The following is a 17,753-nucleotide window of genomic DNA, read 5'->3' as shown; positions in this document are numbered from 1 at the left end:
AGAACCGCCCGGGCTACCTCACCACTTGTAGCTGACCTTCGCCAGCACCCGCCGGGCGTCGCCGTAGAAGCACGACACGTTCGACTGGCAGGAGGCGACGTAGCGCCGGTCGGCGAGGTTCGAGGCGTTCACCTGGAAGCGCCAGTTTTCGTAATCGTAGTGCACCTGCGCGTCGAACAGCACGTAGTCGGGCACCCGCAGGGTGTTGGCCACGTCCGCGAAGGAGCTGCCGACGTAGCGCACGCCGCCGCCGAAGCCGAAGCCGCGCCACGGCCCGAGCGGGATGGTGTAGTCGGCGAACAGCGAGGCCAGGGTCTGGGGGATGTTGACCGGCGTCTTGCCGACCCGCACCGGATCGGCATCCCGCTCGGTGGTGAAGTCGAACTTGGTGAAGGACGCCACGAGGTTGAGGCCGTCGGCGACGTTGGCGACGAGCTGCGCCTCGAAGCCGGTGGAGCGCACCGCGCCGACCTGCGTCTGGAAGATCGTGTTCACCGGGTTGGGGGTGAGCACGTTGCTGCGGTGGATGTCGAAGCCCGCCAGCGTCAGGAAGTAGCCCTGGCCGGGCGGCTCGAACTTGACGCCGCCCTCGACCTGATCGCCGGTATCGGGCCTGAAGGTGCGGTTGTTGATGTCCACGCCGATCTGGGGCTGGAACGAGGTCGCGTACATGATGTAGGGCGCGAGGCCGAAGTCGAAGTTGTAGATCGCCGCCGCCCGGTAGGTGAAGGCGCTGTCGTTGCGGCCGTTGGTGTTGGCGGGCGTCAGGCGGTCGTAGACGGTGTTCTGGACGAAGTCCTGGCGGCCGCCGAGGATCAGGGTCAGCTCCGGCGTGAGCTTGATCTGGTCCTGGAAGTAGAGGCCGACCTGCTGGAACGAGTTGGCGTTGATCAGGTAGGGCGAGGCCGAGACCGCCTGCGGGCCGTAAGAGGGCGCGAGGATGTTGAGGTCGGGGCCGGGGAAGCCCGAGGCCTGGTTGTCGTGGATCTGGAAGTTCCGGTACTCCACGCCCATTAGGAAGTCGTGGCGGAAGAAGCCGTCGAAGAACTTGGCCTCGGCCTGCGTGTCGACGTCGAGCTGCGCGATCTTGGCGGAATCCCGGAACAGGTAGCGGCCGAGCTGGGTCTGGAGCGGGTCGGTGTAGCCGAGCTGGCCGATATAGGAGTTCTGGAAGCTCTGCGTGTAGCCGTAGCGGGCGTTCTGGCGCACCGCCCAGGTGTCGTCGAAGACGTGCTCGAACTCGTAGCCGATGAAGGCCTGGTCGCGCCGGAAGGTGTTGAAGCCGGCATCGCCCACGTTGAGCGAGCGCGGGATGCGCAGGCCGAGCACGGTCGGCCGGGCCGTGCCGTAATAGGGCAGGAAGTTCGCCGTCACGGCCGTGTTGTCGTGCTGGAAGCTCGACAGGACCGTGAACTTGGTCGACCCGTCCGGCTTATAGGTGAAGGCCGGGGCGATGTAGTAGCTGTCGTCCGGCGCGCCCTGGACCTGCGTGCCGCCGTTGCGGGCGTAGCCGGTCAGGCGGCCGAACCAGTGGCCCTCGGCGTCGGCCGGGCCGCCGACGTCGAAGGCGGCGTAGCGCTGGTCGAAGGAGCCGCCGCCGACCTCGACGAGCCCGAACGGGGTCTCGGTCGGGCGCTTGCTGATCTGGTTGATCAGGCCGCCGGGATTGCCGGCGCCGAACAGCACCGCGGAGGGGCCGCGCAGCACCTCGATGCGCTCCAGCCCGAACGTGTTCACGCGGCTGTAGGCGAAGCCGTAGTTCAGGAGCTGCAGGCCGTTGAGGTAGAGGCCGTAATCGCTGACCACGAAGCCGCGGAGCTGGAAGAAGTCGAGGCGCGTGTCGGCGCCGAAGGTGCCCGCGTAGGTGCCGGCGACGTACTGGGTCGCCTGGGTGAGGGTCTGGGCGTTCTGGGTGTCGAGCTGCTTGCGGCCCACGACGCTGATCGATTGCGGCGTCTCGATCAGCGGGGTGTTGGTCTTGGTCGCGGTCGCCGAGCGCCGGGCCACGTAGCCGTCGATCGGGCCGGTCGGGCTCTCCGCGCCGCGCACGGGCGCGCCGGCGGGGACCGCGGAGGCCGGGCTGCCGCCCTGGCCGGTGACGCTCAGCTCCTCGAGCTGCACGCTGCCGCCGGCGGTCGGGCCGGCGCCGCCGCGGCGCGACGCGTCCTGGGCGAGGCTCGGCGCGGCCTGCGCCAGCACGGCGAGCGAGGCCCCGGCGAGCAGGGCGCGCAGGGTGATGCCGGGGAGGGGGTGGACGGCTCTCATGGTCTCTTGCCGGATGCGACGCTGCGGGCAGCCGACCGCGCGCGCCGGGACCCACCCCGGCGTCTCGGCCGCGCTGTTTAGAATTGTGATAAAGTACTGTAAAACTTGATCTTTCTTCATCCGGACTACGGGCAGCCGGACGCGGCCGCAAGCGGCCTTCACGCGGAAGGCGACGCCTGTTGCCGTAGCGACACGTATCGGTGGTGGGGCGGGGGGCGGTCCCGCGGGGCTACTTCACCCGGTCCGCGAGCCAGCCGGCCAGGACGTCCGCGACGGCGTCGCTGTTCGTCTCCAGCATCATCATGTGGCCGTTGCCGTGGAGGCCGCGGTCGGCCAGCCGGACCACGTCCGGCCTGGCGCCGGCCTGGGTCAGGAACGCGACGGTGCAGTCGTCGTAGGTCGCGTGGAAGGAGGCCTCCGCGGTCACCACCACGGCCGGCACCTTGGCGAGGTTCGGCAGGGACCGGACGGGCTCGCCCTGCAGCCAGCAGCGGATCCGCCCGTCCGCCGCCCTGTCGGACTTGGAATCGGACCCCTTGGCCGCCTGCGCCACCGTCAGGTCCTCGGGCGCCCGGACCGGCGGGTCGAAGGTCAGCGGCATGCGGGTCAGCCCGTAGGCGCGGGCGCGCCCGTCGCCGGTCTTCTCCCAGAACTCCTTGCCGCCGCGGAACTGCACGTCGAAGAAGGGCGGGCCATTGGGCTCGACGGCGACATGGGCCTTCACGAGGTCCGGCCGCGCGTCCGAGGCCGCCCAGCCGAACAGGGCCGCCTGACCGTGGGTGAGCAGGATCGCCGGCCCGATCCTGTCCAGCAGCGCCACCAGGGCCGGGTCGACCCATTCCTCGGTCTGCTGGCTGTTGGCGAGGAACGGGACCTGGCTGGCGAAGAACTGGTCGAAGGCGGCGTTGCCCTGCACGCCGGCCCCGCCCGGCCAGCGGGTGTGGAGCTTGGCCTGCGGGTAGAGGTCGTAGACCTCGGGCGCCGTGTGGGTGCGCTCCAGGCTGCGGGTGCCGAGCCGGTCGTAGGGACCGTAGACCTCCGGGTTGGTGCCCGAGCGCCCGCGCCCGACCTGATCGACCACGTAGACCTGGTAGCCCTTCTCGACGAAGCGCTGCACCCAGCCCGGGCGGCCGTCCGCGGTCGCGAGGTAGTTCACGCCGGTCTGGGCGAGGCCGTGGACCATCACCACCGGGTAGGGCTGCGTGACCCGGGCCGGGGTGCGTGACTGCACGAACATCTGGCCGACCATCACGGTCTTGTCGCCGAGCTTCTGGTAGCGGCCGCCGATGTAGAAGTAGCCGGCGCGGGTCACCGGCTCGGCCAGGCCCGGCTCCGCCGCCTGCGGCGGCGCTCCCGGCGCTCCCGGCGCGGGCGCGGCGCTCCGGGGCGGGGCGTTCGGAGGCGTGGCGGGCTGGGGCGCGGGCTGGGCCGGGACGGGCCCCTGCGCCCGGGCGGGGCCGGGAACCAGCCCGGCCCCCAGCCCGGCGGCCAGGATCAGCCCCTGAACGGCGAGCAGCGCCGCGCGGGTGCCGTTCGCGATGCCGCCCGCGATGCCGCTGCCGGCCATGCCGTCTCTCCCGGATGCGCGCCGCTCCGCGCCGGCGCTTATTGCGGGAAACGCAACGTTCCACCAGCCAGGAAAGCTGCACGGTCCCGCGCGATCATCCCCGGCCGGACGAAGCGTCGCGGCGACCGGGATCGCGGCCGAGCCCGGCCCTCCGCGCATGCCAGGCGCGACCGCGGCGGCGCTGGCGCGGCGCGGGCGGCGCGCCCACTTTGGGGAGGCACCGGCGCCACAGCGGCGCCCCCCGCCCGGATCGCCCGCGGCGGGGCGAAGCCAAGGACTCCCGCCGTGGATCCCGAAACCGCCAAGACCCTGGTCTCCGCCGCCCTGGTCGCGTCGATCACCCTGTTCAGCCTCGTGTCGCTCCAGGCGTTCGTCGCCCAGATCCTGGCCGACCTCCGCGACGCCGGGTCCGCCCCGAAGCCCGTGCCGGTGCCGGTGCGCGTCGACCGCCGGGATCCGCCGCAGGCCTGACCGGCCCGCCGCTCCGATCGACGGGTGCCGGGCCGGGCGCGGCTCAGGCCCCGTCCTGCCGGGCCCGCTCGCGCAGGATGAACTTCTGCACCTTGCCGGTGGAGGTCTTCGGCAGCTCGCCGAAGACCACGTGGCGGGGAAGCTTGTAGGAGGCCAGCCGCCCCCGGCACCACTGGATCAGCTCGTCGGCCGTGGGGGTCGCGCCGGCTTTGAGCTCGACGAAGGCGCAGGGCGTCTCGCCCCACTTCGCGTCGGGCTTGGCCACCACCGCGGCCGCGGCGACCGCCGGGTGCTTGAACAGGGCGTCCTCGACCTCGATCGACGAGATGTTCTCGCCGCCCGAGATGATGATGTCCTTCGAGCGGTCCTTGAGCTGCACGTAGCCGTCCGGGTGCTTCACCCCGAGGTCGCCGGTGCGGAACCAGCCGCCCTTGAAGGCGGCCTGCGTGGCCGCCGGGTTCTTGAGGTAGCCGCGCATCACCACGTTGCCGCGCATCATCACCTCGCCGATCGTCGCCCCGTCGGCGGGCACCGGCTCCAGCGTCTCCGGGTCGCGCACGTCGAGGGCCTCGAGCACCGGGTAGCGCACGCCCTGGCGGGCCTTCCGGGCCGCCCGCTGGTCGGCCGCCAGCGCGTCCCAGTCGGCGTGCCAGGCGTTGACCACCGCCGGGCCGTAGCTCTCGGTCAGGCCGTACAGGTGGGTCACGTCGAACCCGGCCTCCGACATGCCGGCCAGCACCGCCTCCGGCGGCGGGGCCGCGGCGGTGAAGAAGGCGACGCGCCGGGGCAGGTCGCGGCGCTCGGCATCGGGGGCGTTGATCAGCATCTGCATGACGATCGGCGCGCCGCAGAGATGCGTGACCCCGTGCTCGGCCATCAGGCGGTACATCGTCTCGGCCCGCACCTGCCGCAGGCAGACATGGGTCCCGGCCACGATCGACAGGGTCCAGGGGAAGCACCAGCCGTTGCAGTGGAACATCGGCAGGGTCCAGAGATAGACCGGGTGCTGGCCGAGGCCGCCCGTGATGACGTTGCCGAGGGCCAGCAGCGCCGCCCCGCGATGGTGGTAGACCACGCCCTTCGGGTCGCCGGTGGTGCCCGACGTGTAGTTCAGGGTGATCGCGTCCCACTCGTCGTCCGGCAGCCGCCAGTCGTGCTCCGGGTCGCCGCCGGCCAGGAAGGCCTCGTAGTCGGTCGCGCCCAGGCGGGCGCCCGGGCCGTCGTACTCGGGATCGTCGACGTCGATCACGAAGGGCTTGGGCTCCAGCCCCTCCAGGGCCCCGGCGGCCGTCCGGGAGAACTCGCGGTCGGTGATCAGCACCTTGGCCTCGCCGTGCTGCAGGCAGAAGCGGATCGCGTCGGCGTCGAGGCGGGTGTTCAGGGTGTTGAGCACCGCCCCGGTCATCGGCACGCCGTAGTGGCACTCGATCATCTCGGGGGTGTTGGCGAGCAGCGCCGCCACGGTGTCGCCGCGGCCGATCCCGCGCGCCGCCAGCGCCGAGGCGAGGCGGCGGGCCCGGGCGTAGACCTCCCGGTAGGGCCGCCGCAGGGGGCCGTGGACCACCGCGACGTGGTCGGGAAACACCCGCGCGGCCCGGTCCAGGTAGAGCAGGGGCGTCAGCGGCTGGTGGTTGGCCGGGACGCGGTCGAGGTCGCGGTCGTAGATCGTGTCGCGGGCCATCCCCGTCCTCCCGGCAAAGTGTTGCCGGGACAGTAGCTTGCCGGAACGGGCGCGATCAATCGGCCCGGCGGGGCTTCCGCGCCCCGTCGCGCTCTCAGTGGCGCGCTCAGTGGCGCGGCTCGTCCTCGGGTTCGGGCAGGAAGCGGGCGAGCTCGAAGCCGATCTCGATCATCAGGTGCTCGATCCGGTCGGTCAGCGACGGCCGGTGCAGGGCGCGGGCGAGGTCGCGCAGGGCGATGACGTGCTCGGCCATCCGGTTCACCACCCGCTCGCTCTGCACGAGGTTGGCGGCCTGCTCCTCGGTGCGGTCGATGGCGATGCCGCGCCCGCGGGTCGCCCCGCCGGCGGGGTCGCGCTCGATCCGGCCGCGCATCAGCAGCGTGCGGATCCCGGTGCGGGTGTCCTTCGTGCGGAACTCCGCCTCGACGGGACCGCCGGTCTCGGCCACCGCGTGGAGATAGCTCTCGATCCGGACGCGGTCCTCGGGATGGGTGCGGTCGAGGAAGGCCTCCAGGGACACGCCGGCGGCGGCCGCCTCGGGGTCCAGGCCGAGCAGATCCGCGAGCGGGGCCGAGAGCGCCAGCTGCCCCGCCCAGTAATCGTGGGCCCAGGTGCCCACGACGCCGGAGGCCTCCAGAATGGATTGCGGGATCGGGGCTTCGGACATGCCATTCCTCGATGGGGCGATCCTTGTCTTTAAACTTGAGGTTTTCACCCCCACCAAGCTCCTCGTCTCACCCGCGCTCACGCTACGGTATCCGGGCGTCGCTGGAAAGGCTGTTAACCCTCTATATGCCAAGAATCTTAACTTGAAGTTTAGACTGCTGTCCTGCTGCCGCACTGGGCGGGGATATCCGCGAGGGACCGTTGTCTTAACGGCTCGTTAACCATGTCGACCCCAACCTGTGCCCCGACATCCTTGGGTCACAGGATCGCGGCACGCCGCGAATCCCATACCTGAGGTTGGCACAGACGGCGCGGCGACCGGCAGTTGCGGGCGCCCGGACGGATGCATGGGGCCTTCTGGAGGACGCCCGGGATGAAAGCGATCACCTTCGTCACGCAGAAGGGCGGCAGCGGCAAGAGCACGCTGTGCATCTCCCTGGCGGTGGCCGCCCGGGAGGCGGGCCACACGGTCTGCATCCTGGAGATGGACCGGCAGGCCACGATCTCCGACTGGCTGGACCACCGCACGGCCGACGGTCCCGAGGTGGCGCAGATCGACGCCACCCAGATCGACGCCGTGATGGAGCGCCTGCGCGACTCCGCCTACGACTACGTGTTCATCGACACGCCCGGCGTCGATTCCACCGGCACCCTCTCGGCGATCCGCGCCGCGGATCTGTGCATCATCCCGTGCCGGCCGACCCCCGCGGACCTGCGGGCGTTCAAGCCGACCCTGGCCGCCGTCTACCGGCTGGAGAAGAAGTTCGCCTTCGTGCTGAACCAGACCCCGCCGCGCTCCTACCGGGTCCGCGACGCCGCGGACGGGCTCGCGGTGCTCGGCATCCTGCCCGACGTGAACATCGTCGCCCGCACCGACCACCAGGACGCGATCGGCCTCGGCCAGGGCGTCACCGAGTTCAACCCCAAGGGCCAGGCCGCCGGCGAGGTCCGCCGCCTCTGGTCGTGGATCGAGCGCCGCACGCAGTCCCTGAGGACGGGCCAGCATGTCCAAGCCGCCTAAGCTCAGCCTCGCGGCGATCGTGGCCTCGGCGAGCCCGCCGGCCCGGCCCCAGGCGGCCCGGCCGCAGGGCGCCGAGATCGTGTCGCTCACCCTCGCGCCCCCGGCGCCGAAGCAGGCGGCCACGCTCAAGCAGCGCGCCCGCCAGATGTCGGTCTACCTGGAGCCGCCGGTCTACGACCAGCTGCGCGACCTCGCCTACGCCGAGCGGACCAAGATGCACGCGCTGATGCTGGAAGGCCTCGACCTGCTGTTCAAGCAGCGCGGCGCCCAGTCGATCGGGCAGCTCACCGACACGCAGTCCCGCTGAGGCCGGACCGGGCTCGAACCCGGGGCGGCGCGGCCGCTCCGGAGCGTGCCGCTGCTGCGCGCGGCGCCTTCCGGCCCTCCGGGACCGCGGCGCCGCGGAGGGCCGGCGCGGATCAAGCGGCCGCGGCCTCCGCACCGGCTCGGTCCCGAGCCATCGCGATCCTGGCCCCGCTCCCACACGGAAAAGTGGAGCGCCGCGCCCGGGGGCGGTCGGACGGGCGCGCCAGTAAGAATTTGAAAAATCCGTTCCCGAACAAGATGTTGCCCGTCGATCCGCGCGCAATGCTCGAGAACCGACCGGCCGCGCGGCCCGCTTCCTGAACCCGGCCGCAGCCCATCGTTCAGGCTTCCTTTACGCGACCGCTACAAATCTGGGTGGACCGATCGCGGCCCCGTGCACGCGGCCGGCTCCGGTCCGGTCGGGCCCCGCTCACGCGTAGAGTTTGGTGAACCCCACGATGGTGCGCACGACGCTTCCCCGGCCGGCGCGCCTCGCCCTGCGGCTCATCGCCGTCTCGGGCGTGGCCCTGGCCACGGCCAACTGCGCGACCTCGCCCCAGCAGAAGCTCGCCGCCGGGAACGGGATCGACCCGAAATACGGGGTCAAGGCGAGCCCGCGCCTCTACAACGAGGGCGACGTGATCCCGAAGGGCGGCGGGCGCCGCTACACCGGCAAGCCCTACGTGGTGGCCGGGCAGACCTACGTGCCGAAGGAGAATCCGAGCGGCTACGTGCGCGAGGGGCTCGCCTCCTGGTACGGCTCGGCCTTCCACGGCCGCATGACCGCCAACGGCGAGGTCTTCGACCGCCACTCGATCGCCGCCGCCCACCCGACCCTGCCGCTGCCGAGCTACGCCCGGGTGACGAACCTCGAGAACGGCTACTCGATGCTGGTGCGCGTCAACGACCGCGGCCCCTACCATGCCGGCCGGGTCATGGACGTGTCGGAGGATGCGGCCGAAGCGCTGGGCTTTCACCGCAGGGGCACCGCGCGGGTGCGCGTCGAGTATGTCGGCAAGGCCTCGGTGGCCGGCAGCGACGACCGCAAGCTCCTCGCGAGCCTGCGCACCGACGGGCGGCCCGCCGGCCGCTCGACCGTGATGGTGGCCGATCTCGGCCCGACGGAGGACACCGAGCGCTACACGCGCTCCGCCCCGGCGCTGGCCTTCAAACCCGCCCAGGAGGCGGAGGAGGCCGAGAAGGCGCCCGCCGAGGCCCCGGCCGCCCGGCCCGAGCGGGCGGCGCCGGTGCGCGCGCCGATCGTGCTGGCCTCGGCCGCCGTGACGGTCCCGGCGGCCGTGCAGCCCACCGCGTCGCGGGTGCGCGAGTTCCGGCCCGCCCCGGTGCCGGCCGTCGCCGCCAGGGGCGGCCTCGGGGCCGGGACCCTGAAGGTCGCGGGTCTCAACCCGGCCCACACCCCCGGCCTCGCCCCGGCCGCGCCGCCGGCGCACGGTCATGCCGCCGGGAAGGCCGGCCCGAAGGCCGGCCCGGCCCTCGCCGAGGTCCATCGCCGGGCGGTCCCGGCGCCCGGGACCGTGAAGCTCGCCAAGGCGTCGTCGGGCCCGTCCTCCGCGCCGCACGGCGCGTCCCCGGCCGCGATGCCCGCCGCGATGCCGGCCTCGGCCAAGCTCGCCATGGCGCGCCTCGCCGCGGTGCCGGCCAGGGCGTCGGCCACGAAGGCCGGTGCGCCGGCCGCGAACGGCTCCGCGACCACCTCTGCCAAGACCGCCCCCAAGGCCCCCGCCGCCAAGGGGCCGGCCACCAAGACCGCCGGCAAGGCGGGACACGCCCGCCTCGCCGGGATCTACTGACGGCGGCGCCCGGGCCGACCCGCGGCCGCCCGACGGGTCCGGCGGCCCATGTGGCGGCCGATGTGGCGGCCGATGCGGCATTTCGCATTCGATCCGGCGCCGAAACCGTAATATGGTCACGCTTGTTATTGGGATACGGGCGGGACGCTTCCGGCCCGACGGCAGGCGCGGGACGGAACGGTGATGCGCAGACCCCTTCTCACCCTTCTCGCGGCCGCCTGCGCGCTGGGCGCCGGCCTCGCCGCCGCCGCCGCGCAGACTTTCCAGACCGTGGCCCCGCACGCGATCCTGATCGACGCCGATTCCGGCTCGGTCCTGTTCGAGAAGGCCGCCGACGAGCGGTTCTCGCCGGCCAGCATGGCCAAGCTGATGACCACCGACATCGTGTTCGAGGCGCTGAAATCCGGCCGCCTGTCGATGGACACGGAGTTCACCGTCACCGAGGACGCGTGGAAGCGCGGCGGGGCCGGGGGCGGCGGCTCGTCGATGTTCGCGCAGGTGAACAGCCGCATCAAGATGGCGGACCTGCTGCGCGGCCTGATCGTGCAGTCAGGCAACGACGCGGCCATCACCATCGCGGAGAACATGGCCGGCTCCGAGGAGGCCTTCGCCGGGCTGATGAACCAGCGCGCCAAGGAGATCGGGCTGACGAACTCGACCTTCCGCAACGCCACCGGCTACTCGGCGCCCGACCAGAAGGTCACGGCCCGGGACATGGCGAAGCTCGCGCTGCACATCATCGACACCTACCCGGACTACTACAAGATCTTCGCCGAGAAGGAGTTCACCTGGAACAAGATCCGCCAGCAGAACCGCAACCCGCTGCTCGCCCTCGACATCGGCGCGGACGGGCTCAAGACCGGCTACCTGGAGGAATCCGGCTACGCGCTCACCGGCTCGGCGGTGCAGAACGGCCAGCGGCTCGTGCTGGTGGTCTCGGGGCTCAAGACCGCCCGGGACCGCGCCTCCGAGTCGCGCAAGCTGATGGAGTGGGGGTTCCGCGCCTTCGAGCCCCGGCAGGTCTTCGCGCCGGGCGAGACCGTGGCCGAGGCCTCGGTGTTCGGCGGCCAGTCGGGCTCGGTGCCGCTGGTGGCGAAGAAGCCCGTGCGGGTGCTGCTGCCGCGGGGCTCCAGCGACCGGGTCAGCGCCAGGGCGATCTATACCGGGCCGCTCATCGCCCCGGTGGAGGAGGGCCAGCGGGTCGGGATCCTGCGCGTCCAGCGCGGCGACACCGTCGCCCTCGACCAGCCGCTCTTCGCCGGCGCCGCGGTGGAGCCCGGCACCCTGTCGCAGCGGGCGATGGACGCGGCGCTGGAATTCGGCACCGGCCTCGTCCGCAAGGCCTTCGACCGGGCCGGCAAGGGAACCGACAAGGGAACCGACAAGGGCGGGGACAAGGGTGCTGCCGGGGCGGCCAACCCGTCGTGACGGCGCGCGCGTGACCGGGCCGCTGTCCGGGGATCCCGCCGGGGCGGGCGGCACCTTCATCACCGTCGAGGGCGGGGAGGGGGCCGGCAAGTCGACCCAGATCGCCCGCCTCGCCGCGACCCTGCGCGCGCGCTCGGGGCGGCCCGTCTGCGTGACGCGCGAGCCCGGCGGCTCGCCGCGGGCGGAGGAGATCCGCACGGCGCTGCTCGACGGCGTCGCCAAGCCCTACGGCCCCTTCGCGGAGGCCCTGCTGTTCAGCGCCGCCCGGATCGACCATCTCGACCGGCTGATCCGCCCGGCGCTCCGCCGGGGCGAGACCGTGCTGTGCGACCGGTTCATCGACTCGACCCGGGCCTACCAGGGCGCCGCCGGGGGGCTCGATCCCGGGCTCGTGGACGCCCTGGAGCGGGTCGTCGTCGGCCCGACCCGGCCCGATCTCACCCTGATCCTCGACCTCGCCCCCGAGTCCGGCCTCGCCCGCGCGGCCGGGCGCGGCGCCCGGACGGGGCAGGGGGCCGACCGGTTCGAGGCCGAGGCCCTCGACTTCCACGTCCGGCTGCGGGAGGCCTTCCTGGCGATCGCCCGGGCGGAACCGGGGCGCTGCGCGGTGATCGACGCGTCCCGCGATCCCGACACGGTCGAGGCGGCGATCCGCGCCGCCGTCGCGTCCCGGCTGCCGGCGCTCCTGCCCGACCGGCCGGCGGGGGCGGGCCGGAGCGGCGACGCCGCGTGAGCGGCCGTACGGGCGTGGCCGGTCCCGGCCCGACCGGTCCCATCCTGGCCGGCGGCCGTGTAAGCAGTCGCGCGGGCGCGCCGCCCAGATCGGAGCCCGCCGGCCCGCGCCGTGAGACCCACTCCATGAAGCCCGCCCGTGAAGCCCGCCCCGTGAGACCCGCCCCGTGAAGCCCACCGACCGCGCCGCCGACGACGTCGAGCCCGGGGACCTCGCCGGGATCCCGCGCCCGCGCGAGACCCTCGGGCTCGTCGGCCACGCGGCCGCGGCCGACGCCTTCGCGGCCGCCATCGCGGCGGGGCGCCTGCACCACGCGTGGCTGATCGGCGGCGCCCCCGGCATCGGCAAGGCGACCCTGGCCTACCGGGTCGCCCGGCGCCTGCTCGCCTACCCGGGGGGCGGGGGCCCGGCGGGCCTCGCCATGCCGGCGGGCGACGCCGTCCTCGGCAAGGTGGCGGGCCTGTCGCACCCGAACCTCGTGGTCCTGCGCCGCCACCGGAGCGCCGGCGCCAAGACGCTGCCGACCAAGATCTCGGTCGACGCCGTGCGCCGCGCCCTCGACCTGTTCGCCTCGACGGCCGCGGATTCGGGCTGGCGCGTCTGCATCCTCGACAGCGCCGAGGACCTGAACGCCAACGCCGCCAACGCGCTGCTGAAGGTGCTGGAGGAGCCGCCGCCCCGCGCGCTGTTCCTGATCCTGTCCCACCAGCCCGGCCGGCTGCTGCCGACCATCCGCTCCCGCTGCCGGGCGCTGATGCTGCGCCCCCTCCCGGCCGAGGACGTCGCCCGGGTGGTGCGCGGCCTGCCCGAGCCCTTCGCGCAGCCCGACGAGACCGCCCTGGCCCGGGCGCTGGCCCAGTGCGAGGGCTCGGTCGCCCGCGCGCTCGCGATGCTCGATCCGGTCACCGCCGGCCTCGTAGCCGAGATCGAGACCCTGCTGGCGCGGGCGCGCACGCCCGACTGGGGCCGGGTGCTCAAGCTCGCCGAGACCCTGGCGGGCCGCGACGCCGAGGCGCGGTTCGAGGCCGCCCAGGACGCGGTGCTGCGCTTCGTCTCGGCCGAGATCGACCGGCGCCGGGACGAGCCCCCCGCCCGCCTCGCGGCCCTGGTGGAGGTCGCCGACAGGTTCGGCCGCGCCGCCCGGGAGGCGGCGATCTACAACCTCGACCGGCGCCCGGTCGTGCTGTCGCTGTTCGGGGATCTCGCGGCGGTGGCTTAGGGCCCGGCGGGCACCCATCCCCGTATCAGACATCCGGATCCGGCCCGCCGCCGGCGTGGAACCGTCCGGCGCCGGCGCCGTTGTCCGGGCGATGACAGCATACTGTCATTCTGACAATATCCTGCCGCCAGGACGTGCCCCATGGAGCCCGACCCGCCTCGGACAGCCCGCGACCGCGACCGGACCCGGCACGCCCTGTCGGACCTCGTGGTCGCGGTGTTCCGCCTCAACGGCGACCTGCTCGCGGCCGGCGACACGCTGGTGCAGGATCTCGGGCTCACCAGCGCCCGCTGGCAGGTGCTGGGGGCCATCGCCCTCGCGCCGGCGCCGCTGCCCGTCGCCCACATCGCCCGCAACATGGGCCTCGCCCGCCAGTCGGTGCAGCGCCTCGTCGGCGAGATGCGGGCCGACGGGCTGATCCGGCTCGCGCCCAACCCCCACCACCGCCGCGCACCCCTCGTCGCCATGACCCCGCGGGGCGCGGAGGCCTACCGGCAGGCGATGGCGCGCAACGCCCTCTGGTCGGACGGGCTCACCGAGGGCCTCGCGCCCGAGGCCGTCGAGGCCGCCGCCGCGCTGCTGCAGGGCCTGCAGCGGCGGATCGGCGCCTCCCACGCCGCCATCGCGTCCATCGCCGCGGAGGCCCGGCAGGAGACGCCACACGAGACCCCGCACGAGACCCCACAGGAAACCCGACAGGAGACCGACCGATGACCGACGCCCACGCCGCCCCGGGCTACGACGCCGACGTGATCGTCGTCGGCGCGGGCCCCGTCGGCCTGACCGCGGGCTGCGCCCTGCGCCATCACGGCGTGTCGTGCCTGATCCTGGAGCAGCGCGCGGAGGTCAGGGCGTACTCGCGGGCCAACAATCTCTGGGCCCGCCCGCAGGAGCTGCTCGCCGGCATCGGCCTGCGCGACGCCCTGGCGGAGAACGCCTACGCGGTCCGCACCATCAACTTCTTCGTCGACGGCGCGCCGACGACGCCGATCCCCATCGCCGACGTCGCCAGCCCCTATCCCGACGTCCTCTACAGCGGGCAGGACGTGATCGAGCGGACCCTGACCGACGCGTTCGAGGCCCGCGGCGGCCGGCTGGACCGGGGCTGCACGGTGACCGGCATCGACCAGGACGCGGCGGGCGTCACCGTGACCCTCCGGCGGGGCGCGGACGGGCCGGAGACGCGGCTGCGCGCCCGCTACTGCGTGGCCGCCGACGGGGCCCGGAGCACGGTCCGCGCCCGGCTCGGCCTGGATTTCGAGCCCGAGCGGCTCGCGGGCTGCATGAACCGGCAGGTCGACGCCCGGCTGTCCTGGCGCCGCGGGTCCGAGCCGGACCAGCTCTGGTTCTTCTACTACCCGCGCGGCTTCGCCGGCATCATGCCGGTCTGGGGCGGCTACCACCGGCTGTTCTTCCTGGCCGACGACGCCGGCGTGCCGGACCGCGACCCGACGCTCGCGGAGATCCAGGCCCTCGCCCGGGAGGTCACCGGCGACGAGACCCTCACCCTGAGCGACCCGCAATGGCTGACGCACAGCCGCTTCGCCTACGGGGTCTCCCCCGGCTACGCGCGGGGCCGCGTGTTCCTGGCGGGCGATGCCGGGCACCTGTCCCTGCCGATCGGCGGCCAGGGGATGAATGCCGGCCTCCACGACGCGGTCGAGATCGCGTGGCGGCTGGCCATGACCCTGCGGGGCGAGGCGGCGCCCGCCATCCTCGACTCCTACGACGGCGAGCGCGGCGGCGAGCACGCCCGGCTGAGCGCCCAGCAGGTGCGCGGGTTCCGGTGGACCGTCTATCGCGGCCCCGTCACCGACACGGTGCTGGGGCTGGCCGCGAAGGCGCTGCCGAACCTGGGCTCCCTGCTGCAGGGGACGGACGACATGCAGCAGATGGGCGTCGCCTATCCCGGCAGCCTCCTGAACGCGGATCACCTGTCGGGCCTCGCGAACCTGACGCACCTGCTGCGGCCGGGGCCGAAGCCGGGCCAGCGCGCGCCGGACGCGCCGGTGACGCGGGACGGGGTGCGCACGCGCCTGTTCCCGTTCCTCTACAACCCGGACGGATGGACGACGGGCTGGGCGCTCCTGTGCTTCGACGGACGGTCGCCGGAGGCGGCGCCCGCCCTTCTGGAGGCGGTCCGGGCCGTGGCGCCCTGGCCCTGGCTGCGTCCGCGGCTCGTCCTCGCCGGCCCCCTGATCGCGGCGGCGGAGGTGCCCGTCCTGTCGGATCTGGACGGCCGGGCACACGGTGCCTACGGGCTGGAGGGCCGGCCGGCGCTCGTGCTGGTGCGCCCGGACGGGCACATCGCCTTCCGGAGCGGCGCGGACCGGACCGACCGCCTGATCGCGTATTGCCGCGCGCTCTTCGACGCGGCGGGGCGCGCGGCCGGGGAAGCGGTGCGGCCGGAGGCGGCTTGCGCCGGGTGAGGGCGGGGGCCGCGACGTCGGAGCCGTGCCCCGGGGCACGGCTCCGCCCCTCGTCCCGGCGCCGCGTCCCGGCCGCCCGCGACCGGCACCGGAGTCGCGGCGTCTCACGGATCCGGCCGGCTGCCGGACAGGCGCAGGATCGCGGCTTCCCTGTAGGCGCGGGGCGACAGGCCGTGGCGGTCCTTGAAGCGCCGGGCGAAATGGGCCTGGCTCGCGAAGCCGCACTCGTAGGCCACGACGCCGATCGGGCGGTGCAGGCTGACCGGATCGGAGAGGCGCCTGGCCGCCGCCGCGAGGCGGCGCTCCCAGATCCAGTCGGAGATGTGCTGGCCGCGCTCGTGGAACAGCTCCTGGAGCCGGCGCAGGGACACGCCCATCGCGGCGGCGAGCCGGGGCGGATCGAGGGTCTGGTCGCCGAGATTCACCTCGACATGGGCCTTGGCGCGCTGGACCACGACGCTGCCGTGCAGGGAATGCGGCACCTCCCGGGCCATCCGATCCGCGAGCGCGGCCACGATCAGATCCACACCGATGGTCGCCATGCGCTCCGCCGCCTCGGGGGAGAGCTGCCGGTTCACCCGGAGCAGATCCCCGAAGAAGGTCGTCACCAGGCGGGTGGTGGCCGATCCGGCGGGCATCGTCAGGGCCGCGAACAGCCGGGCCGGTCCGAGCAGGCCCTCGAGGCGCTCCCGCGGCAGGGCCATGACCAGGGTCTGGCCATCCGTGCGCGCGTCCAGCACGCCCGGGTGATGGTCGATGACGGTGAGGTCTCCCGTCCCCTGCACCGCCTCGCGGCCGTGCTGCTGAAAGGTGGACGCGCCGGCGAGACGGAAGTTCACGCGGATCAGCCCGTCAGGCCGGCGCCGGACCGTATCGGCGGTGATCGTGGTCGTGAGGGCGCTCTGGGTGATCCGGCTGAAGGTCAGCGGGCCGACGGCGCCGATCTCGATCTCGCCCGCGAACGGCCCGTCGGCGCGCCGCCGCTGCTCGATCGGCCCGATCCGTTCGGCGACGACCTCCTGCCAGAGCTTGAAGCGCGTCCGGGGATGTGTCCCGGCCGTCGAGAAGACCCGGCGCATCAGGCCGCTCGGAGAGGCGCCGGCGCGCGGCCTCCGGAGGACCCGTCCGTTGCGCGGAGCCGGATGCCCCGGAGCGTGACCTGAAGACAAGTCATCGACAACAGATAGATCACATCGCCCCCATATTCGATCGACCAATTCAGCAATAATCGACTTGTTGTCTCTGTTATTCGCAATATATCGAACCGTGTACGGCCATAAGTCTAATCTCTATAGACATTTCATCGGCAAAGATCCGGCAATACCGATTCGAATCGCTCATATGTCACGCTCCTGCGTCGCTCAAGCTCCGAGAATGACTTAGCGAGCGGATCTGCGTCCGCTGGCGCTCGGCATTCCGGGCCGATGTGACGTCGATGACGGCCGTGCGTGGTGCACCGACCCGGAAGCGCGACGGAACGCCGGCAGGGTTCGGCCCACGTGACGGTGCCCGCGGCCGATGGTTTCTCGGCACCGACGTCCTTGCGAGCGGAGCGAAGCAATCCAGCAGCGCGACCTTGCCGATGGTGCGCCGCCCTGGGTCGCTTCGCTGCGCTCGCGATGACGGAGAGGTGCGCGTCGACAGCGGCGAGCGGCTCAGTTTGCCTTGACAATGTTCCTATTTTGTGCTTCCTGACCGCACCTGTCCGCGGCGGCCCGGGAGCGATCCCGGGCCGTCCTTCGGGGGCCCGCCCGGTGGCTGACCGTGCGGGTCCGGGGACGGGGCGGCGCCCGCGTCGGTGGCTCTCAGCCGCCATCGCCTCGGGCGGCGGACCGGTGCGGGGCGTGCCTCGGACGCGGGCGTGAGACCGGGCGGCACTCTGCCCGGCGGGGTGAGGAAATGCCCCCGCGCCGACCCGCCTCTGGGCCGACCCTGAGCGACCTGCGGACCCGCCCACTACGAGGCGGGGGACGGCTGGAAGGCCACGGCGCCGATGCGGGTTCCGGAGGTGCGGGCACGGCGTGCCTGCACCTCGACAGAGACCGCTCACGGGGAGTCGCAGGACCGGGACGTCGGAGACGCCGCGACGAGACAGACGGCACCGGCCGGGGACCATGCCCGGTCGATGCCGCGGGGCGCCGCGGGGATCGGATCCC

Annotated in this window: 14 protein-coding genes; 9 read left to right on the top strand and 5 right to left on the bottom strand. The window is 73.2% G+C overall.

All coding sequences use genetic code 11. The features are described 5' to 3' along the window. Window positions 1–18: 18 nt before the first annotated feature. Complete coding sequence (locus BMY19_RS25625; protein WP_100253344.1) at window positions 19–2,265, bottom strand: TonB-dependent siderophore receptor; 2,247 nt, start codon at window positions 2,263–2,265, stop codon at window positions 19–21. Window positions 2,266–2,494: 229 nt separating this feature from the next. Continuing rightward, the gene (locus BMY19_RS25620; RefSeq protein WP_100253343.1) at window positions 2,495–3,832 is read right to left on the bottom strand and encodes an alpha/beta hydrolase; all 1,338 of its coding nucleotides are present in this window, start codon (window positions 3,830–3,832) and stop codon (window positions 2,495–2,497) included. Between the two features lie 285 nt (window positions 3,833–4,117). Here BMY19_RS25620 and BMY19_RS25615 point away from each other — a divergent pair, with 285 nt between their 5' ends. Next, the gene (locus BMY19_RS25615; RefSeq protein WP_056524620.1) at window positions 4,118–4,303 is read left to right on the top strand and encodes a hypothetical protein; all 186 of its coding nucleotides are present in this window, start codon (window positions 4,118–4,120) and stop codon (window positions 4,301–4,303) included. Between the two features lie 43 nt (window positions 4,304–4,346). Here the strand turns inward: BMY19_RS25615 and BMY19_RS25610 are convergent, their stop codons facing one another. Together BMY19_RS25610 and BMY19_RS25605 are read right to left on the bottom strand one after the other, a co-directional pair. Continuing rightward, on the bottom strand, window positions 4,347–5,984 hold the full coding sequence (locus BMY19_RS25610; RefSeq protein WP_056524616.1) for an acyl-CoA synthetase: 1,638 nt from the start codon (window positions 5,982–5,984) through the stop codon (window positions 4,347–4,349). Between the two features lie 106 nt (window positions 5,985–6,090). Continuing rightward, window positions 6,091–6,651, bottom strand: coding sequence for a PAS domain-containing protein (locus BMY19_RS25605; RefSeq protein WP_020095561.1), 561 nt, complete (start codon window positions 6,649–6,651; stop codon window positions 6,091–6,093). A 372-nt stretch (window positions 6,652–7,023) separates the two neighbouring features. On the opposite strand from BMY19_RS25605, the gene BMY19_RS25600 reads away from it, so the two are divergent. The 8 genes from BMY19_RS25600 (at window position 7,024) to BMY19_RS25565 (ending at window position 15,597) form a co-directional block, all read left to right on the top strand. Then, the gene (locus BMY19_RS25600) at window positions 7,024–7,671 is read left to right on the top strand and encodes a ParA family protein (RefSeq protein ID WP_012318487.1); all 648 of its coding nucleotides are present in this window, start codon (window positions 7,024–7,026) and stop codon (window positions 7,669–7,671) included. Continuing rightward, complete coding sequence (locus BMY19_RS25595) at window positions 7,655–7,978, top strand: ribbon-helix-helix domain-containing protein (protein ID WP_020095560.1); 324 nt, start codon at window positions 7,655–7,657, stop codon at window positions 7,976–7,978. The genes BMY19_RS25600 and BMY19_RS25595 overlap by 17 nt, the downstream gene beginning before the upstream one ends. Window positions 7,979–8,435: 457 nt before the next feature. Beyond that, a complete protein-coding gene (locus BMY19_RS25590) occupies window positions 8,436–9,788 on the top strand; it encodes a septal ring lytic transglycosylase RlpA family protein (RefSeq protein ID WP_100253342.1) in 1,353 nt (450 codons plus the stop codon). Window positions 9,789–9,971: 183 nt separating this feature from the next. Then, a complete protein-coding gene (locus BMY19_RS25585; RefSeq protein ID WP_100253341.1) occupies window positions 9,972–11,216 on the top strand; it encodes a D-alanyl-D-alanine carboxypeptidase family protein in 1,245 nt (414 codons plus the stop codon). 10 nt (window positions 11,217–11,226) lie between these two features. Continuing rightward, window positions 11,227–11,949 (top strand): dTMP kinase, encoded by a 723-nt coding sequence (gene tmk, locus BMY19_RS25580; RefSeq protein WP_091977642.1) that lies wholly within the window; start codon window positions 11,227–11,229, stop codon window positions 11,947–11,949. 166 nt (window positions 11,950–12,115) lie between these two features. After that, a complete protein-coding gene (locus BMY19_RS25575) occupies window positions 12,116–13,168 on the top strand; it encodes a DNA polymerase III subunit delta' (protein ID WP_100253340.1) in 1,053 nt (350 codons plus the stop codon). Between the two features lie 141 nt (window positions 13,169–13,309). Further along, window positions 13,310–13,882: a MarR family winged helix-turn-helix transcriptional regulator gene (locus BMY19_RS25570; protein ID WP_100253339.1), complete on the top strand. Its 573-nt coding sequence runs from the start codon at window positions 13,310–13,312 to the stop codon at window positions 13,880–13,882. Beyond that, window positions 13,879–15,597: an FAD-dependent monooxygenase gene (locus BMY19_RS25565; protein WP_100253338.1), complete on the top strand. Its 1,719-nt coding sequence runs from the start codon at window positions 13,879–13,881 to the stop codon at window positions 15,595–15,597. The genes BMY19_RS25570 and BMY19_RS25565 overlap by 4 nt, the downstream gene beginning before the upstream one ends. A gap of 104 nt (window positions 15,598–15,701) precedes the next feature. Here BMY19_RS25565 and BMY19_RS25560 read toward each other — a convergent pair whose 3' ends face one another. Continuing rightward, complete coding sequence (locus BMY19_RS25560; protein WP_100253337.1) at window positions 15,702–16,676, bottom strand: helix-turn-helix domain-containing protein; 975 nt, start codon at window positions 16,674–16,676, stop codon at window positions 15,702–15,704. Window positions 16,677–17,753: the final 1,077 nt, after the last annotated feature.

It is taken from the genome of Methylobacterium sp. UNC300MFChir4.1, assembly GCF_900110155.1.
GTDB lineage: Bacteria > Pseudomonadota > Alphaproteobacteria > Rhizobiales > Beijerinckiaceae > Methylobacterium.
Note: the sequence above shows the minus strand (reverse complement) of the source record. Positions and strands in the feature narration are given on the sequence as shown.

Coding starts and splice junctions, on each gene's coding strand:
- BMY19_RS25625 (WP_100253344.1), bottom strand. CDS start 2,265: ATGAGAGCCGTCCACCCCCTCCCCGGCATCACCCTGCGCGCCCTGCTC.
- BMY19_RS25620 (WP_100253343.1), bottom strand. CDS start 3,832: ATGGCCGGCAGCGGCATCGCGGGCGGCATCGCGAACGGCACCCGCGCG.
- BMY19_RS25610 (WP_056524616.1), bottom strand. CDS start 5,984: ATGGCCCGCGACACGATCTACGACCGCGACCTCGACCGCGTCCCGGCC.
- BMY19_RS25605 (WP_020095561.1), bottom strand. CDS start 6,651: ATGTCCGAAGCCCCGATCCCGCAATCCATTCTGGAGGCCTCCGGCGTC.
- BMY19_RS25600 (WP_012318487.1), top strand. CDS start 7,024: ATGAAAGCGATCACCTTCGTCACGCAGAAGGGCGGCAGCGGCAAGAGC.
- BMY19_RS25595 (WP_020095560.1), top strand. CDS start 7,655: ATGTCCAAGCCGCCTAAGCTCAGCCTCGCGGCGATCGTGGCCTCGGCG.
- BMY19_RS25590 (WP_100253342.1), top strand. CDS start 8,436: ATGGTGCGCACGACGCTTCCCCGGCCGGCGCGCCTCGCCCTGCGGCTC.
- BMY19_RS25585 (WP_100253341.1), top strand. CDS start 9,972: ATGCGCAGACCCCTTCTCACCCTTCTCGCGGCCGCCTGCGCGCTGGGC.
- BMY19_RS25570 (WP_100253339.1), top strand. CDS start 13,310: ATGGAGCCCGACCCGCCTCGGACAGCCCGCGACCGCGACCGGACCCGG.
- BMY19_RS25565 (WP_100253338.1), top strand. CDS start 13,879: ATGACCGACGCCCACGCCGCCCCGGGCTACGACGCCGACGTGATCGTC.
- BMY19_RS25560 (WP_100253337.1), bottom strand. CDS start 16,676: ATGCGCCGGGTCTTCTCGACGGCCGGGACACATCCCCGGACGCGCTTC.